Below are 16,710 nucleotides of genomic sequence, written 5' to 3'. Positions count from 1 at the left end.
AAATCAAGAATTCTTAACACGCACTGCCTACTTAGTGAGTATTAACAAATAATGTCTTTAATGTGGGCCAAAGAAGAACGCCACAACTTCTTTATTATGTGATGTTGTGGCCAAATAATTTATTTTAAATGTCTTTTAGTAAAAAGCTTATTGATTTCATTATCAAATGATGGCCATTCTATGGGCCTCTGCTTTGAAGATGAACGTGCTTTTAAGAAAGATAAAACGTGTTCATTAATTAACAACTGCGAAAGGAACGGAGCAAGAAGATCGTCTCCTTCATGGCCAACCATTCCTGGAAAGAAGGCCTTGTCTGAAAATGTTTGATGATCAATTCTTTTTATATCGACTAAATATTGATCCTCACCAAAATCTCGATCTTGAATGCGATCTAAGTTTGGAAAACTTGCTGAATGAATTTTTAGAAATGAAAGTTTTTTATCCACTGGCCATGCACCATCAACTTCAATCCCAATTCCATTAATATCTCCACCATCTAAATTAATGACACCGGTACAATTAGAATCAAACTTATCACAATAGTACGTTGCACTCATTCCCCCACCCGAATGTCCCATCATAAAAAACTTTTTCATATCAATTTTATATTTACTTAAAAAATTTCTGACAAAAGAGAAGTCTTTTATGTTTTCTTCAATCATCTCCCCTAAGAGTTTTACAAGTGGATTTCTTTCAATAGGAAGATCAATCATGGGGACAATACAATTCTTAGTTGCATCATAGACGTTGCCAGACATATAAGGATGAGAAAATGCGAAAATAAGATAACCGTGGGAGGCAACCTCTTCTAATAATGCGGTATAAAACAAACTCGAAATCCCAAGCCCCGGAGAGAAGAAAATTACTGCCTTGGGTTTTTCTAAAACTGTAAACTCATTCATTTCGAATGATCTTTTTTCAATACTGGCCATATTTTCTGGTAGACCCATAAATTGAGTCAAAACTTTTGGCAAATATTTATTTGGGCGATGATCATGAGTGTTTGTTGGAGCATAGATTGTTAAAGGAATGCGACGAAAGTTTTCATTTGCACTGCATTCCGGTGATTTGTCTCCATATTTTGACATAACATCTGTGCGAGAATGATCTTTCAAAACAATTGTCTGTGAGGTAACTGCAAATTGACCAGAGAGCGCTGGGAAAGGCACATCTAAGGCAAATGAACTTCCAAACATGAAGCTCATTAAAGAGATTAAGAATGTCATAGTTCGTTCCAGTTGTGTTTTTTTCGAAGCTACAACAAAGAATTTCACATGGCCATTTACTGTCTATAAAAGTTAGTTAAAAATAATAGAATAATTTTTACTAAGGATAAAATATGATGGGATTTATAAAAGAATTCAAAACGTTTGCCATGAGGGGCAATGTTCTTGACCTAGCAGTCGGTATGATCATAGGTGCGGCCTTTACAGGGATTGTAAAATCACTTGTTGACCACATCCTATCACCAATTCTTGGCCTTATTATTGGCGGTATAAAGCTCGATTCATTAACATTGAAGTTGGCCACAAAAGAAGATGGCCAAGCTCTTTTAACGTTAAATTACGGACAGTTTCTCCAGGCCTCTATTAACTTTATCCTTATGGCCTTTGCGATCTTCTGCCTGATTAAATTTGTAAAATCCTTTGAGAAAAAAGAAGAAGTCGCACCTATAGCTGAACCGGCGCCTTCTAAAGAAGAAATTTTATTGGCCGAAATTAGAGATCTATTAAAAAAATAAAAAAAAGGGCCCCATAAGGCCCTTCTATTATTTGAAAGTCGTAAGTTTAATTTTTTCTTTTTTAACTTCTTCCAACCAAAACTCAACACCAGCGTGGTTTTGAATATTATCCATATACTGAAGAATCGCCTTATTTTTTATTTCCACCCCGTAGCTTAAAAAACGGAAAACTACTGGTGCAAAAAAGGCATCAACAATTCCAAACTCTCCAAATAAATAAGGTCCTTTACTAAGTTTTAAGGCCTCTTTCCAAAGAGTGAGAATTCTCTCAATATCAGAAATAACACCAGGAGTAAGGATCGTCTTAACCGTTTTTACGTTTAGATCCATTGGGAGTTCTTGTCTTAATGATGTAAATCCCGAGTGCATTTCACTAACGTAGCTTCTTGCCATCGCTCTCATACCCATGTCTTTTGGCCATAATCCAGCGTAAGGAGAGAGTTCATTCAGATACTCTGCAATGGCAAGAGAATCCCAAATAATAAGATCACCGTGCTTAAGGGCAGGTAAACGACCCGATGGTGAATGTTTAAGTATTTTTTCACGAGTATCTTTACGATAAAGCTTAATTTCTTTCTCTTTGAAAGGAATCCCAGAAGCTATGGCCACGAGCCATGCCCTCATCCCCCAAGAAGAGAGTGATTTATCCGCGATATAAAGCTCTAGAGACCCTGTTATTTCAATTTCATGGTCATGGTCGCAGTCATGATCATGGTCGCAATGCTGATGTGCCATATTCGATCCTCCCAATTATAGAATTTGGAGTATCTACGATCTCCCTAAGTTTGACTAGATATAAACAAAATACAAAGAAGATGGCCAAGATGTTGTTTTTACATCACTAAATATGACAAAATTATCGACGGCCCCCTGTAAAAAATATGTAACCTACTGATCTCATTTAATTAAAGGAGTAAAAGATAACATTCAAATTGGAGTTGTAATGAGAATGTTAAAGTTTCGCCGCTCAATTAGCGCCCTATCATGTATGGCCATCCTGCTTTCGACAGTAGTTCTTCCAAGCAGCAACCTAAAGGCCAGCAGTACAGAATCAATCACACCAGATGATAGTCACGAATTAGTAAGGACGTTGTCTGAAAAATTCGAACATCCAGAAGGTGCAACACACCCACTAGATTATTTTCATCTACTTGATCAGGTTGTTACAGATCACAATGAAGTCAAAGTAGATGGACTTAAGGCCAAGGAAAAGAGTATTAACGACTTTCTAACTATCATTGAAGAGTTGGAAAAGAGAATTGATGCCACTGAGTACTCAACGCTTACACGTATAGCGACGGCGATTAAATTTGTTAAAGAAAATGCTCTTTCAACATTAGATGATGAAGAAATGATTAAAAATGCCGGTTATTTCTTTTCAAAAAAATACAAGGCCGACAAATCTGAGATTGCTAATCTTGCATCTGGGCTTGATAAAATTGAAACAGCTCCATTTAGTGAAGCACTAAAAGAGTTCAATCAAGACGACTATATTGAAGAATTTGAAGATTTCATCGCTGGAGCTAAGGCAAACAAGAATTATCGTTCAAATCTTAAACTTAAGTTTACAGATGAAGAAGATATTCTTAATCAGACAGATTTTCTTTCAGCAGACCAACTACAATTTGAACAAGAAATCACTATTAATAGAGATTTAGACTTTCAACTTGCTAATAAAAATGGTGAAGCTCTTCATGATATGAAGATGAAAGTATCATTCGCTCAATTTTTTGGGGATTACCTTGTATTTGTAAAACAATCAGAAGCACAAAAAGCTGATGGTGTCATGGATGTACACTATATCGATCTTAAAACATTCAAAACAAATATTGGAAACTCTTCACTACCAATTTTCAAGTTCCCAGTTCATATTAATGGACCACTTGAAAGTGCGATGATTAAAAATGGTGCTCTTGTTCTTAACGATAAGGCAAAGATCACACTAAATGGATTTAACTCTCTTTCAAAAATTCATCAAGTAACGTTCAATATTTCAGTTGGTCTTCTTGACCCAAATACTTACACACGCTCTAAGCAAATTCTAGAGGAAGCAAGTAATTTCTTTGATCAAGCGATTAAAGAGCAAGGTAAAGTATTTGAGAACTCATTCGAAGCTGTTTTAGACAATGATGAGAATCTAAATCCAAAAGAAGGTCTTAGAAATGAGCAAGTTTCAGCTCTTAAGGACCAATCAGACATTATTGCCCTTGTAAAAGAAATCGAAGATATGGGTGGAACACATCCTTATGTTGAAACACTTAAAAATAGCGGTCAGGCCATGATGATGACAAAAACGGCCCACGCGACATCAAGAAAATTCTTAACAAGAGTTCACCTTCTAATGGCCGAGATTTCAATGCCTCGCCTTCAAGGTGTAAAAATCCTTCTTTCATCACTTGCTAAGCTAGCATCAAAAGATGCTGATCAAAGAGCTGCAGCAAGAGGAGTGATTGCAAGTTCAAAACTAGTAAAATTCGTAAAATACGGAACAGTTGCAACAGCTGCTGCCATCGTTGGTCACAACCTTCCTACAGAAATCCATAACGTAATGTTAGATGGACTGGAGATTGGTAAAAATATTGCCTCAAGTGTACATGGATACTTCCAACACACTGGGTATGGGCTAAATTTCCTAGACCTTTTAAATAAAGCTAAGGACGTGGCAGTATCAGGTCCAATGAGTGTTCCAGACGCTTATTTTGCAGCTGACAAACTACCAAAATTCCTTATCGGTCTTTCTTCGGTAATTACACTACCATTCATTACTTTCGCTATCCCTCACGTTTTAACAAACATGACATTGGCACTTAAGAAAGTACTTATTGAGAACTGGAGAGGCCTAAGAGAGACGACAAGTGGGAAAATGACATTCTTAAAAGATGCATTTATCACTCACATGAACAATCTTAAAAAGAACTACGATGATGCAATCAGTTCTGCAGAAAGTGCAAAGACTGGTGCAAAAGTAGAACTTTCTAAAGACGAAGAGGCCGAACTCAACAAGATCATTGGTGACGTTAAAAGAAAAGTTAAGAAAAACAACAAGGCCGTTGAAACAGCTGCAGAATCTTCAAGAGAAGTGAAAACATTTGGAAAGGCCATGATGAACTTCATGTTCAGCTACCCTGCCCTAACACAAACTTATACATTCCTAGCGACTGTATGGAACTACTTCTATATCTCTAGATCATTTATCTGGAAGCCATCAACTTGGGTTCTTCCATTTATTTATCCAAACTACTTGAAAATCGCCACTCGTGATATCAAGAGTAACGTTCACTATCCAAGTGATTTCAATGGTGGGACAGACTCAATTATTGATGTTCTTAAAAATAAGACTGTTTCAAAAGATAGACTAGATCTTATTAAGAGATACGAAACTGCGGCCATTGAAATTGAGAAAGTTGTTCAAGAATTAGCGACTCAAAAGGCACTAATGGCCCTAATTAAGAGAACAACAGATGTAAAACGTCTAAACAGCTTCTTTGACAGTATAAGTGGATCAATTGGTCTATCAGGTCTAGATGATCCAAAACTTCAAGAACTAAAAGGACAAGACAAGGCGTTCTTTAGAGCATACTTCACAAATGCATTTGACTCTGTAATGTCAAAATACATTACAACACTTCAAGGCAAAGAGCTTAAGGATCTTGAAGGACTTCAGCTTGATCTTTCTAACTTTAAAAATGAAACTCTTTCAGCGACAGAGGCCATGGAAGAAGTTGCGAAGAGATCACAGTCAGAAATCAGAAAGGAAGTAGAAAAAGTATATGAATCACTAGACCAAGAAGAACTAATTAAAACTTCTGAATCTATTGCAACTGAACTAGGTCAGGCCTTTAACAAAGGTAAGATCAATTACAGACATAAGCTTTTTAAATCGATTACTCCTAAGAACGCTCAACTTAACAGGTTCCTAGTTGTAAGAGAAAAACTAAAGGACCCTAAAGCTGTAGCGAGAGCAGTAAGAAGTGAGATTGCAAGTCTTCTTGTAAGTAAACCACTTCAACTTCTAGGTATCTTTGCGATGTTTGCAGGGGTAACAGAAGGGGTACTAATGCCTCTTCAAGAAGAAATGTTTGGACCAAACTCGATCTTCTATATGAGCCGCCAGCTTTTCTATAACGGATTTGTTGCCGGTACTATTATTTCAATTATGGCCGATACTTGGTACAAGATTCAAGTAGACAATAGAATTGACTCAAGCGGTGGCTTTGACTCTGTTCCATCTAAACTTGACCAGGCCAGAGGATTTTGGAGATACTACTTTAAAAACCTTTCAAACCCAAATAACGGTTGGTGGGCAAACCAGTCAATGATGATGAAGCTTGTTTGGGCAAATATGCCAGCAGCTTTAATCACATTTGCGATCACTCAATTTACGACGCTAAATCGTTTTGATATCGGGATTTTCTTATCAAGTTATATCCTCTACTTCACGACTCCAATGTCGGGTATCAATACGAAAATTGAACAAGCATTTGAGCTTGCAAGTAGCTGGGTAAGTAGTAAAATTCCTAAGAAGTATAGAGCTTCGGCCAAGGCACAGGAATATATCAACATGGAGATTCAAAAGAAGAAATTCCAGTTTAATATCTTCCACCAAACTTATGAGATCGTAATTGGTCACATGATGGAAATCTTTGAACTTATGAGTACTAAAGAATACGGTTCAAGATCATTCCTAAGACTCATTTTCTTTGGATATACGCCAACAGAATTAGCGGCCCTAGGACTAAGAAAAACGAATGAAATCTTTGGATTCATTCCAGGAGTAGACTTCATTACAAACAAGTGTGAAGACCTATTAACGAACAACTACACAGACTGGAGCAAAGTATCTCCAAGAGTGAAAGAATAAGGAGAAGACAATGAGAGCACTATTAGTTGGAATGACATTGTCTCTTTTAAGTTTAAATTCGATGGCCAGCATGGGATGTTTTGAGCTTGTAAGCGCTCTTTCAAACCCAAAGGCCCTTGATGCCTATATTACAAGTAAGAACTCTGCTAAGCTTTACGAGAAAATTGCTGAAGCTCTAGATGATAGAGTAAAGACATTCGAGATCACTGAGTCTGAAGCTTCAGATCTTTTAGGGGCCACAAAGTCTTTCAAAGCAAACAGCGGTGAAGACCTAGTGGGAGCAGGCATCCTAACTTGTTATGAAAACTTCTCAGAAGTTGCATTTAAAAATGTAAACTCACTGATTAGAGCGGCCGCAAGCTCAACTTCAGCAGACAACGCCTACGAGGCCCTTGTGAAAAAGTCTAAACAGATCTTTGGCGATTCTGATGAGATTGCAAAGAAGAGAATCTGTGAATTAAGTCAGACAAAAGCTAATTGTCAGATTTTTTCGGCGAGTGTTGTAAAGAACATCAATTGTAAATAAAAAAAAGCCCCATCAAATGGGGCTTTTTTTATATCAAGATTTAGCAAATATTAGTGAAAAATAAGACAATAAAAAAAGCTACTTCATAAATCTTTTCAGCTATTTTTTCCCAAAAAGAAAGATCGCTATCATCTCTTTTATCTAATTTATATTCATTCTCTACGATACTTTGTAGGTTTTCTCTAGTCGATTTATCTTTTGAAAGCTCTAATTCTTTAGCGAGTTTTGGTGCTTTTTTAAGCGTATCACTAATAAGACTTGTATATTTCTTATCTAATTGGGCCTCATCTAGAGTTCCAAGATCTTCGTTAATTTTATCTATGACTTGGGCCAATTTCTTTTCAGAGTAGCCTTTTGCTTGGGCCATAGAAGTGATACCCAAGAGAACTGATAGAATCACTAAAATCTTAAACATCTTCATAAAAATCTCCTCTTAATGAAACAAATTAATTAGATCCATACATGAAACTTTTCCATCTCGAATATATGTTGCTCTTAAGCTTTCAAGTTCTTCTACAGACATATTAAAAACTGATGGACTCACTGCTTCATCTACCATGCCTGTGATTTCCAAAACAAGAGCGATTCTCTTCTTTTCCAAATCAAATGCATTTACTGTGGCAAATTCGCTATCACCAAGATCCTTTTTCAAGTTCGCTGCTAACTGAAAGGCCAATCGATTAAGAGCACTCTGCCCTTCTTCGTTTAAATTTAAAGAAATAAAAGGAGCAAGGGTGCCATGAAATAAGAAAAACTTTTCATTAATCTCTCTAGGGGCCATTGCCAGAATATTGGAGTTGAGGTCTTTATTTAAAAGGACGATAGTATCGAAATAATAAGGAGCAAAAGCACCATCAATAATGCCACCTTCTAGGTTCATTTTTTGGAAGAGACCTTTTAGCTTTGCAAGTTTTGATTGATTTAGCGAATTAACAGATTCATTAATGCTCTTAATTCTATCAAGAAAATGCTCTGTTCTTTTATTATCATGAATATCAAGCCTTGTTCCTTCATCTGCAAGGATAGACATTAATATTGAATACAGCTCTTTACTTTCCGAAGACAGGTTAAAATAATTGTCTTTAAGTTCTTTTACGATAGAGATTTTAGAATTGATTTGAAAATCAAGGGCCGCACTCATAACTTTTAGATCAGTCTCAGAGAGCGTTTGATCAAAAAATGAACGGTAATATGAATTGATCTCATAATAAGCAGGATAGATCGTTTCTCGCGCTCTTACCGGTCTGCGTGGACTATCATCAAAGCTACCCCAATCATCACCTGAATAAGGAGCTGTAAAAGCAAATTTGAGCCTATTGGCATTGTCTTCAACAAGCCTCATGAATTTCTCTTTCAAGCTTGCATGCTTTGCAAAGTATTCTTTCTTGAAGACATAGGACTTATTGCTATCAGTGAGAATATCGACATCATACTCTCTAATGAAAGTTATGATGAGCTCTTTGGCCGCTTTGATAGATTGACCCTCTTTTGAAAAGGCCACACCATCAACTGAAATCATTTTGCGATATTGAGCTTCAATTGCACTTTGATCAGCCGTAATTTCAAGATTTAATTTTTTATAAGCGGCCTTCACAGCATCAGGATCAATGGCAAAAGCAAGCTTAGAACTAAGAAGTAGCAGTAGGAATAGTGTTGTGTTTTTCATGGGATAGATTGTCCCACAAAGGCCTTAAGAGGGGGCCAACCCTGTGAAAATTACAGGGGGCCGCTCGGAGATTGAACGGCCCCAAGTAATGGAAATTATAAGAGACCTGAAGATACCATTGCTTTAATATCTTCGGCGCTAAATAGATTTTGAGATCCAAGGTAGGCCACAACCTTATTTACAGTTTCCTGCGTTCTTTGTGACTGGTACACAACTCCGCCATAAACCATGTGGTGAAATTGGAAAGCATTTTGAATTACAGCAAATTCTTGGTCCGAAATTTCTCTGCCAAGAACGTGGTTTGCCTTAAGAGCAAGTACTCCTCCGATTTCATTTGGTAGAAGAGTGTCTTCTTTAACTTTCTTACCACCTAAGAATCCTAGTTTTTGTCCACCAGTAACTTTTGAGTAGTTCTCAAGAAGAAGTTCTTCAGAAAGTTCAGAAACTTTTTGTACCGTTACTTTTCCAGGAGTGCTCGTCATAGAAATAACAAATGACTCATCAACAGACTTTAGAACAAAGTAGCTTGCTCCTGATTTTGTAAAGGCCATATGAAGAGTCGAGGCAAATAGATCCTTTGATGATACAAGTTTTGAGCTCAGTAAGTGAGAAACAACACTTAAACCCACCTGATTCATCAGACCACTGTTAAATACAGTATTTTGAGTAGAAAGGTATAAGTTTGCAATTTGAGCTTCATTTCCTTCTTTTAAAATTGGGTATTTTACCATTCCCATTTTTGTGAAAGCAACGATCATATTGTCACCAACATTAAACTCACGCTCAACATTTGCATGGAAACCGATACCCATATTTGGCGTATATTTTTTGAACTCGCCTTCATCTAGGATGTAAAGTGTTCCATTGTATTCAGCAAGTGTCGCTTCTTGTTCGATATCAAAAGTTTTACCATTATAAAGCATAACTGATTTTTTAAACTCTTCGCTATTGATTCCATGGAACTCAGCAAAGGCCTTAAGAGCATCAGCATCTGAAATTTGTACTTCGAGAGCATAATCAGCATCACCAGCTTTGAATTGCTTAGAAATAACTCTCTTACCTTTTTCAAAAATAAGAACTTTATCTTCTTCAATACGAATCTGTAGGTTTTCCCCTCTATAAATGCCCATGGCATCCATATCAAGCTTTGAAAACTTATTATCTTTAACAAGATAAACACCCGCATTACTAAGCCAAAGCTTTCCAGCATCATCTGAATTTAAGTTATTCAATACTTTTGAAGATGCAACTTCTGAAAATGTAAGACCAAGCTCTTGCATCTTTGAAGGAAGAGCATCTTGATTTTCTTTCATAAAAGAAAGAACTGAACTATCAAGACCTTCGATAGAATCAAGATCAATCAATTTTAAGTCTAAAAGTGAAGCGAGCTCATATTGAGGTAGGATTTGGAAACCATCACTACCAATGACAAGGGCAAGCCCCTGCTCTAGCTTAACAACATCTTTATTAATGATACCAAAACCTGGACCAGATGTTGGAACAAGACCAACTTTAGCTCCGTTCGTTAAATCATCTTTGATGGCGTCTTTTCTGAGGTAAAAAAGATTTCCTTTTATAACAGCAAAAGTCGTTACACCATCCTCAGAGTTAAGAAATTGAGCGGCCTTAACATCATTAACAGTCAAAATTTCATATGAATGTGCACCACTCTTAAGTGGGCGACCAATGAGAGAAGAAAGTTCACTTTCCCACTCTTTATGAGATACACTTACAGCTTCATCGCTTGATTGAATCCAAGTAGCAAGATTGGCCGTATCAACCAATTCTTTTCTTAGGATCTTCCAGCGATTTCCTTGATTAATTGCGACTTTATCTTCACCAAGTTGAACTCTTTTTGGAGTGAAACCTGTTGGATTAAAACCAATTGTTTGGTTTGAAATAAGTCCCCAATTAGCATTAACACCAAGTTTTTCAGGAGTGTTTGTAAGAAAGAAAAGATCTTTTTCACTTACGACCACATAGAATGAAGTATTTGTATCAAGATCACGAGCAACAAGAATATCACTATCCATAATGTCGCGACCTAAGCGCTTGGCCATATCTTTTAGTTCAGCACTAAATTTCTTTAGAACTTTCCCCTTCTCTCCAGCAATAAGCTTAGCTGTTGATTGTTTTGTAAAAACATTTAGTTTATCAAAACACTGTATTGCATAAGACGTGCTTGCAACACAAAATAGGGTTGATACAAGGGAAAACTTAACAATGTGGGATAATGACTTATTTTTCATTCCGCCACTATCAATGAAATCGGTGGAAAAATCTAAATGTCAGTTCTGACATTTTCCAACATCGTTACATTTTTTCACGCTTTCTAGTAAATAACGCAGGTCATGCTATAAAAACTTCATGATTAAATATTTATTACTGTTAGCAATTACACTCTTTGCCACAACTTCACATGCTGTTGTTGATGAAAATACGTATCAGAAAATTACGAATCTAATAAAAAGTACAATAAGTGATAAAATCGACAATAAAATAGAGCTAAAGTTCACAACAAAAGTGAACGAATTGCCTAATGCCTTCGCTAAAAAAAATGGCAAAGACGTCTGGGAAATAACCGTACACGACTCTCTACTCACTTTAAATAATATCTCTTCAAGCTCCTTGGCCATGATTCTGTGCCATGAAGTCGGACACTTTATGGGAGATAAACCCTATGTGCAGGGGCGCCAACTAACACCAGCAGTACGCTCTCGTGCACCGAAAGAGATGTCTTGTGAAGGACAAGCAGATTACTATGCGGCCACTAGTTGTCTAAAAGATTTAATAGCGAATGCTCCAGAGCTATTTAATGACCATCAGATATTTCCCAATCTCTTTTCATTAAATGATGAATGTCAAAAAAACAGAGATCCTAAAATTTGCGAAAATATGCTTCATATTTCTTACGAAACAACTCTTGTCTATCAAGATCTTATGAGAGCATTAGATGTGCACGAAAGATTTCAAGGTATTTTAAATAATAATTCGGCCGAAAGAACATTAAATTATGTTGGCGAATATCCAACGCTTGATTGTCGTTTTGAAACCTTTGTTAGGGGAACTCTTTGTAACGAAGAAAACACAAAAGAATGTGAACAGTCACAGTGGTCTAGACCATCATGCTGGTTTGTTGACTCTGATTAAACTAAAAATTCTCAAGTTGTTTGAAGAACCAATACCAAAGAAGAAGAAGCGACAATCAACCATAAGATCACTCCTTGAAATAATGGCCTTAACCCCACTTCTTTAATTTTCTTTAAACTAAGTGAACACCCGATAAAAAACAAAGTCATAATCATCATTTTCTTGGCGAGAAAAACAAAGTATCCCCCTATAAACTGAATAGGAGTAACATAGGTAAACAATATTGAATTTGCGAGAAATCCAAAAATAAACCATGGGACTTTAACTTTAACATCGCTATGGGCCTGTTCATCACCTTTGTAAAATTTTGCAAAGATAAATGTAATCGGAATAATCCACAGAGAACGTGTTAACTTTAATGTAGCGCCAACTTTTAAGGCCTCTTCTCCATATGTTAATGAAGCACCAACAACAGAGCTGGTATCATGAATAGCAAGTGCACTCCACGTTCCAAACTGAAATTGATCCAAATTATAATAATGACCGATGGCCGGGAATAAAAATAGAGCAAGTGCATTTAGAAAAAAGACGACTCCTAGAGAAACTGCGACGTCATCATTCTTTGCATTAATCGCTGGGGCAACAGCAGCAATAGCACTCCCTCCACAAATGGCCGTCCCAACAGAGATAAGAGCACTCATACTTCTTGAATTTTTGAAAATTTTCCCAAGCATAAGGCCAATAGTAATTGCTAATGTAATTGTAAAAAAAGTTTGCACTAGGCCTTTTGCCCCGAATTCAAAAACTGTCAAAATATTTAAGCCAGCACCAAGACCTACAATAGACCATGAAAGGAGATGTCGAGTATTGTTTTTCATCCATTCTTCAAACGGATTCGAAAGCAGTGTTGCAGCAACAAAACCCGTTAATAAGGCCAATGAAGATGATCCCCATGGAGTCAGCATGAAAATCATCAACAGAAGATAGATTATTTTGTTAGTTAAGATGTTTCTCATTTTTTAATTTCTTTTGTACTTCTCTGTGCATAAGAATCAACTTTGGTAGAGAGAGAATTAAATCCCAGAATGAAATAAACCCACCTCTCGCAGTTGTCCTAATAATTTGAAGAGGATTAGGCTTACTCGGCTCTCTAATATCAACTTCCAATTCTTTAGGGTCTAATTTTTGGTGCAAAAAATCTTGAACAAGCTTAGGTTCGTTCCATGAGCTTCTAAAAACGACCCTGCCCTCTTCATCAAGAACATAGAGCATATCGGGCAATAAACCAAGTTCACTATGAAGCATCCCCTCTAAATTATCAATCAAAATTTCGCGATGCTCGTTTTCGGCAATGATAAGATCAGTGGCACACTTTAGTTTTTCATCATAATTTCTATGTCCTTTAATTTTTCCCCCAGGATGGGCCTCTCTGACATAGAGGACAACGAACTTCACTTCAGGAAATTTTTTTGCAAGTTCGTTCATAGGATTAATATTTTTAACATACATAGGACAAGTCGTACTTCCTGTCTCAAGAATAATTTTTCTTCCTTTATAATCAGAAAGTTTTACTTCACGCCCATCAATTGTCGTTAATAAAAAATCAGATACAGACTGACCTCTTTTTGGGCCTGTAAATTTTGAAAAATCAAAAAACTTAGTAGAAAAACGATCGTAATTATACATTTGAACCTCTTTTCAAATAAGAAGATAAATTATCATCCATCTTCGCTAACGTTTTTAGTGTTATCTCTAAATCCTTATCTGAAATTCCTTCTTCTGCTATTTCCAATACATCATTGATGGTCTTATAAACTTTTTTTTGAATACTTTTTGATTTTGTCGTTGCTTTAATAATCTTCTCTCTTGAATCTTCTAGAGAAGGATTAAATTGAATCAATTCTTTATCTTCTAACTTTTTCAAGTTTCGTGAAACAGTCGATTTATCTCTAAAAAAATGTTCACTTAGAGTTTTTGATTTGAGCTCATCTTGAAAATTCCAAACAAGCCCCATAATGGCCCACTGTTCTGGCGTTAGGTCAATATCTCTTTTATTAAAAAAGTTTTGCAATACAGTTCTTAATGTAATTGTTGTTCTATTTAAATAGAAACCCGATTTGTTCATGATCATATAGTTGCATTATACAACCATATTAAGTTTTCCGCAAAAAAAAAGGCCCTTTTAAAAGGGCCATGTAAGTCTCGATAAATATTGGGTTAATTAAGGAAGTGCATTATATGCGTCATAATCTACTTTCCAACCGTTCTTAGTTTTTTTCCAGATTACGAGATATTTATTCTCTTGAGTAAATGTTTGATTAGATGATGGGTCAAAAAAGTGAATCTTGTTTTGTCCAACTTCGACGACTCTTTTTGGTGAAATTCTTTTTAATTCAATTGTAGAAAGCTCAAGTCCGATCGCACCTTGTGCCATTGCCGCTTGATAGAAAGCTCCCACACCTTCTCGACCAACGATAACAGGAGCACCAGGAGCAAGGAATGTCGTCTCTTTTGTATAATGAGACATGACTTCATTTAAATCCTGATCTGAGACGGCCTGACTAATTTTTTGATTAACTTCTGAAATGTCTTCCACATAACCAGCAAAGGCCGTTGAACAAAATAAAACACTAAGGATTAACAACATTAAAATCTTTTTCATATTTCCTCCACGAAAAGTATGCACCCTTCTCGCCAGAGAATAAAAAACATTGAGTTAAGATTCCTTAATCTACCTATTCTGGAAATGTATCAAACTTAGGAAGAAGCTCTAAATTGTTATCCCATTGATTTCTACTTTTACAAAAAAGATGAGCATTTGGTTTCATATCAAATTTTGAATCGAGCGCACCAGCAGGAGTTACGACAACTGTCTCATTCATAGTGTATGGAAGTGCGCTGCCACACTCAGTACAAAATGCTTTCGTATGCCTTGTATCGGGAAGATTAAAAATCTTTACACAATCAAAAGCACTGTGCCATTTCAATTGAGCATCCATTGAAAATAAGTTGGCCCCATGGAAAGAGCCAGTGTCTTTTTGACAATAAGAACAATGACAAAGGTAAAAACTATTAAAGTCCCCTATAACTTCAAATTTATTTGTACCACATAAACAAGATCCAAAATAACTTTGACTCATAAGATTCCTTTTAAACGTTTAAATCTCTTTCATAAGCTGAGCAACAAAAGATTTCATAAAAGAGATTCGATGATCTGCCTCTTCTTTTGCAGCACTTGTATTCATTAAATCTTTTAACTTATATAGCTTTACGTAAAAATGATCTAATGTAAAATTTTTATCATCATATGAGCGTTCCTTCGCCATTGGATCATCTACGTTGTAGTAACTTGCCTTCATCAAAGCGCCACAAGTTACAGTTCTCATTATTCCAATCGCTCCTAAGGCATCTAGACGATCCGCATCTTGAACTATGGCCGATTCCAAAGATGATGGCCTAAACCCTCTTGAAAAACTATGTTCGAGAACAGCATTGCATACATTTTCAATTTTTTTTGGATCAAACTCAATTTCAACTAAGATCCTTTGGGCCGACGCCGCGGCCAATTCACTTGCCCTTGATCTTTGGGGGTGATCTTTTGGAAGATTAACGATGTCGTGCAAATAGGCCGCGGCCATAACGATTTCAACATCGGCCTTTTCAATCTCTGCTAACTTCTTCGCGATTTGAACAACTCTTTCAATATGGGCAAAGTCATGACTTGGATCAAGACTAGTATATTTGGGACGTACAGTATTTTTTAGTAACTCTATTTTTTCCATAATTTTCAAAGATTAATATCTCCAGCGATTTGAAATTTTAACTAAACTTAACATGACTGGCACTTCGATCAAAACACCAACCACTGTTGCAAGAGCGGCCCCTGAATTTAATCCAAAAAGAGCGATGGCCACAGCAACAGCGAGTTCAAAAAAATTACTAGCACCAATCATTGCCCCAGGACTAAGGATACAGTGAGAAATATTCATTTTTCTTCCTAACCCCCACGCTACAAAAAAGATAAAGTACGTCTGTAAAGTTAATGGGACAGCAATTAAAAAGATATGAATTGGATTAGCTAAAATCTTTTCGCCCTGAAAGGCAAAAAGAAGAATAAGAGTTGTAAGTAAGGCCACAATTGATACTGGTTTTAATTTTGCTAGAAATATTTCTTTAAACCATTTGGATCCATTTTTTGCGATAAGAAATTTATTTGTCAAAAAACCTGCAATAAGGGGGATGATGACAAAAATGACAACAGAAGAAAACAACGTATCAAAAGGGATGACAACATTTGTAACTCCCAAGAGAAATTTTACGATGGGAATGAATGCCACAAGTAGAACAAGGTCATTGATCGCCACTTGAACAAGTGTATATTCAGGGTCTCCTTTAGTAAGATAAGACCAAACGAAAACCATTGCCGTACAAGGAGCTGCTCCAAGCAAAATTGCCCCTGCAATATATTCGTTGGCCACTTCAGGACCTAAGTAGGATTGAAAAAACTTAGAAAAAAAAAGCCATGCAAAAAAGGCCATCGTAAATGGTTTAATAAGCCAGTTAATTATTAAAGTTAAAGCAAGTCCTTTTGGATTTTTTCCAACGTCTTTGATAGAGCCAAAATCAATTTGCACCATCATAGGAAAAATCATTAGCCAAACAAGAATCGCAACAGGAATATTAACCGAAGCAATATTAAAATCACTCAACAAAGAAATTGTTGAACCTGCCATCTTTCCAATCACGATGCCAAAGACGATACAACCAGCAACCCATAGACTTAAATATCTTTCAAAAAACCCCATTTTTGATGCTTCTGAACTCAT

16 protein-coding genes are annotated in these 16,710 nt (G+C 36.3%); 4 read left to right on the top strand and 12 right to left on the bottom strand.

The features are described 5' to 3' along the window. Window positions 1–119: 119 nt before the first annotated feature. Complete coding sequence (locus tag M899_RS15020; protein WP_034729788.1) at window positions 120–1,226, bottom strand: alpha/beta hydrolase; 1,107 nt, start codon at window positions 1,224–1,226, stop codon at window positions 120–122. A gap of 113 nt (window positions 1,227–1,339) precedes the next feature. Here M899_RS15020 and mscL point away from each other — a divergent pair, with 113 nt between their 5' ends. Further along, the gene (mscL, locus tag M899_RS15015; RefSeq protein WP_021272427.1) at window positions 1,340–1,741 is read left to right on the top strand and encodes a large-conductance mechanosensitive channel protein MscL; all 402 of its coding nucleotides are present in this window, start codon (window positions 1,340–1,342) and stop codon (window positions 1,739–1,741) included. 27 nt (window positions 1,742–1,768) lie between these two features. Here the strand turns inward: mscL and M899_RS15010 are convergent, their stop codons facing one another. Then, window positions 1,769–2,476, bottom strand: coding sequence for a glutathione S-transferase family protein (locus M899_RS15010; protein ID WP_021272336.1), 708 nt, complete (start codon window positions 2,474–2,476; stop codon window positions 1,769–1,771). A gap of 208 nt (window positions 2,477–2,684) precedes the next feature. On the opposite strand from M899_RS15010, the gene M899_RS15005 reads away from it, so the two are divergent. Both M899_RS15005 and M899_RS15000 read left to right on the top strand, forming a co-directional pair. Further along, window positions 2,685–6,602, top strand: a complete 3,918-nt coding sequence (locus M899_RS15005; protein WP_021272469.1) for a hypothetical protein — start codon at window positions 2,685–2,687, stop codon at window positions 6,600–6,602. Window positions 6,603–6,612: 10 nt separating this feature from the next. Further along, complete coding sequence (locus M899_RS15000; protein WP_021272389.1) at window positions 6,613–7,128, top strand: hypothetical protein; 516 nt, start codon at window positions 6,613–6,615, stop codon at window positions 7,126–7,128. 40 nt (window positions 7,129–7,168) lie between these two features. Here the strand turns inward: M899_RS15000 and M899_RS14995 are convergent, their stop codons facing one another. The 3 genes from M899_RS14995 to M899_RS14985 all read right to left on the bottom strand — a co-directional run bounded on the left by M899_RS14995 (window position 7,169) and on the right by M899_RS14985 (window position 11,043). Then, window positions 7,169–7,549, bottom strand: coding sequence for a hypothetical protein (locus M899_RS14995; RefSeq protein ID WP_021272362.1), 381 nt, complete (start codon window positions 7,547–7,549; stop codon window positions 7,169–7,171). Window positions 7,550–7,561: 12 nt separating this feature from the next. Next, window positions 7,562–8,794: a hypothetical protein gene (locus tag M899_RS14990; RefSeq protein ID WP_021272404.1), complete on the bottom strand. Its 1,233-nt coding sequence runs from the start codon at window positions 8,792–8,794 to the stop codon at window positions 7,562–7,564. A 95-nt stretch (window positions 8,795–8,889) separates the two neighbouring features. Next, the gene (locus tag M899_RS14985; RefSeq protein ID WP_021272373.1) at window positions 8,890–11,043 is read right to left on the bottom strand and encodes a hypothetical protein; all 2,154 of its coding nucleotides are present in this window, start codon (window positions 11,041–11,043) and stop codon (window positions 8,890–8,892) included. 118 nt (window positions 11,044–11,161) lie between these two features. Between M899_RS14985 and M899_RS14980 the strand changes: the two genes are divergently transcribed. After that, window positions 11,162–11,944, top strand: a complete 783-nt coding sequence (locus M899_RS14980; RefSeq protein ID WP_021272329.1) for a M48 family metalloprotease — start codon at window positions 11,162–11,164, stop codon at window positions 11,942–11,944. Between the two features lie 11 nt (window positions 11,945–11,955). Here M899_RS14980 and M899_RS14975 read toward each other — a convergent pair whose 3' ends face one another. From M899_RS14975 to arsB, 7 genes are all read right to left on the bottom strand, one after another. Further along, window positions 11,956–12,900 carry a YeiH family protein gene (locus tag M899_RS14975; protein WP_034729784.1) on the bottom strand — a complete coding sequence of 315 codons (945 nt, stop codon included), beginning with the start codon at window positions 12,898–12,900 and terminating at the stop codon, window positions 11,956–11,958. After that, window positions 12,881–13,570 (bottom strand): TlpA family protein disulfide reductase, encoded by a 690-nt coding sequence (locus M899_RS14970; RefSeq protein WP_021272291.1) that lies wholly within the window; start codon window positions 13,568–13,570, stop codon window positions 12,881–12,883. Before M899_RS14970 ends, M899_RS14975 begins: the two co-directional genes overlap by 20 nt. Next, entirely contained in the window at window positions 13,563–14,009 is a 447-nt protein-coding gene (locus M899_RS14965; RefSeq protein ID WP_196801779.1) for a MarR family winged helix-turn-helix transcriptional regulator, read from the bottom strand. Before M899_RS14965 ends, M899_RS14970 begins: the two co-directional genes overlap by 8 nt. Before the next feature lie 96 nt (window positions 14,010–14,105). Further along, window positions 14,106–14,546, bottom strand: a complete 441-nt coding sequence (locus tag M899_RS14960) for a YybH family protein (RefSeq protein WP_021272298.1) — start codon at window positions 14,544–14,546, stop codon at window positions 14,106–14,108. Between the two features lie 73 nt (window positions 14,547–14,619). Continuing rightward, entirely contained in the window at window positions 14,620–15,024 is a 405-nt protein-coding gene (locus tag M899_RS14955) for a GFA family protein (protein WP_021272414.1), read from the bottom strand. Window positions 15,025–15,042: 18 nt separating this feature from the next. After that, window positions 15,043–15,666 carry an HD domain-containing protein gene (locus M899_RS14950; RefSeq protein WP_052610362.1) on the bottom strand — a complete coding sequence of 208 codons (624 nt, stop codon included), beginning with the start codon at window positions 15,664–15,666 and terminating at the stop codon, window positions 15,043–15,045. A gap of 12 nt (window positions 15,667–15,678) precedes the next feature. Next, the gene (gene arsB, locus M899_RS14945) at window positions 15,679–16,710 is read right to left on the bottom strand and encodes an ACR3 family arsenite efflux transporter (protein WP_021272448.1); all 1,032 of its coding nucleotides are present in this window, start codon (window positions 16,708–16,710) and stop codon (window positions 15,679–15,681) included.

The sequence above is a fragment of the Bacteriovorax sp. BSW11_IV genome, assembly GCF_000447755.1.
Classification (GTDB): domain Bacteria; phylum Bdellovibrionota; class Bacteriovoracia; order Bacteriovoracales; family Bacteriovoracaceae; genus BSW11-IV.
This window is presented reverse-complemented; position numbering and strand designations above follow the sequence as displayed.

Coding starts and splice junctions, on each gene's coding strand:
- M899_RS15020 (WP_034729788.1), bottom strand. CDS start 1,226: ATGACATTCTTAATCTCTTTAATGAGCTTCATGTTTGGAAGTTCATTT.
- mscL (WP_021272427.1), top strand. CDS start 1,340: ATGATGGGATTTATAAAAGAATTCAAAACGTTTGCCATGAGGGGCAAT.
- M899_RS15010 (WP_021272336.1), bottom strand. CDS start 2,476: ATGGCACATCAGCATTGCGACCATGATCATGACTGCGACCATGACCAT.
- M899_RS15005 (WP_021272469.1), top strand. CDS start 2,685: ATGAGAATGTTAAAGTTTCGCCGCTCAATTAGCGCCCTATCATGTATG.
- M899_RS15000 (WP_021272389.1), top strand. CDS start 6,613: ATGAGAGCACTATTAGTTGGAATGACATTGTCTCTTTTAAGTTTAAAT.
- M899_RS14995 (WP_021272362.1), bottom strand. CDS start 7,549: ATGAAGATGTTTAAGATTTTAGTGATTCTATCAGTTCTCTTGGGTATC.
- M899_RS14990 (WP_021272404.1), bottom strand. CDS start 8,794: ATGAAAAACACAACACTATTCCTACTGCTACTTCTTAGTTCTAAGCTT.
- M899_RS14985 (WP_021272373.1), bottom strand. CDS start 11,043: ATGAAAAATAAGTCATTATCCCACATTGTTAAGTTTTCCCTTGTATCA.
- M899_RS14980 (WP_021272329.1), top strand. CDS start 11,162: ATGATTAAATATTTATTACTGTTAGCAATTACACTCTTTGCCACAACT.
- M899_RS14975 (WP_034729784.1), bottom strand. CDS start 12,900: ATGAGAAACATCTTAACTAACAAAATAATCTATCTTCTGTTGATGATT.
- M899_RS14970 (WP_021272291.1), bottom strand. CDS start 13,570: ATGTATAATTACGATCGTTTTTCTACTAAGTTTTTTGATTTTTCAAAA.
- M899_RS14965 (WP_196801779.1), bottom strand. CDS start 14,009: ATGAACAAATCGGGTTTCTATTTAAATAGAACAACAATTACATTAAGA.
- M899_RS14960 (WP_021272298.1), bottom strand. CDS start 14,546: ATGAAAAAGATTTTAATGTTGTTAATCCTTAGTGTTTTATTTTGTTCA.
- M899_RS14955 (WP_021272414.1), bottom strand. CDS start 15,024: ATGAGTCAAAGTTATTTTGGATCTTGTTTATGTGGTACAAATAAATTT.
- M899_RS14950 (WP_052610362.1), bottom strand. CDS start 15,666: ATGGAAAAAATAGAGTTACTAAAAAATACTGTACGTCCCAAATATACT.
- arsB (WP_021272448.1), bottom strand. CDS start 16,710: ATGAGTTCAGAAGCATCAAAAATGGGGTTTTTTGAAAGATATTTAAGT.